Origin of the sequence: Paenibacillus sp. 3LSP (assembly GCF_032465655.1) — a bacterium.
Lineage (GTDB): Bacteria > Bacillota > Bacilli > Paenibacillales > Paenibacillaceae > Fontibacillus > Fontibacillus barengoltzii.
Genome location: NZ_JAWDJI010000069.1, coordinates 1 through 660 on the forward strand (window position 1 = coordinate 1; position 660 = coordinate 660).

The 660-nt window shown below is 43.0% G+C and carries 1 protein-coding gene; it reads right to left on the bottom strand.

Features of this window, described 5'->3' with window-relative positions; all coding sequences use genetic code 11:
* A partial coding sequence (locus tag RW092_RS05230; protein WP_316009702.1) for a hypothetical protein occupies positions 1–660 on the bottom strand: 660 nt, incomplete at both ends.

Genomic DNA, 660 nt, shown 5'->3' on the forward strand with positions numbered 1-660 from the left:
CAATTCTTGCAACGCCGCTTGTAGCCTTTGGCATAACTAAAACAACAGTTTCCTGTTCGCTTCCTCTGACTAGCTGGTTGAATGCAATCCAGATATTCTCATTCCCCGCAGAGGATGGTGCAAATTTTACATTAAAGTCAAAGGAAAAATCTCGCAGGGCTACGTCGAAGTACATAAAATCGCCAGCGTTTTGCATCGTATACTCTGATCCCGATTTTTGGTAGACACCGGACAAATATTCCTGGATATCAGAATCGGTAACTGCCAAAGTCTCTAAGTATGGGCTTGTATAATCAACTCCGACCCGTTTTAGATTTGATACACGGTTTGCATCGATTATATAATGCCCCTTGGAATATCCTCGTTTGCGCGTGGTGTATGCAGCTAGATCAATACCACATTGATACCCGACGCTACCCCAGTTACTATCGAGCGCTAGGGTTGGACGCGGTGCCGTAATCCAACTGATCGTTGGTTTTTTGGTAAAGTTTGTGTTTATATAAGATGTGACTTGATCGATATAGTACATTACCTGCTTGGCACTTGCAATACTTGCATTGTTTTCGCCAAAGGCAATGATCAAGATGTCAGGATTGGTGTCCTTTATATGCTCGATCCATGGCTTTGTAACGCCATTAAACGTCTTATCCTCTTGCCATT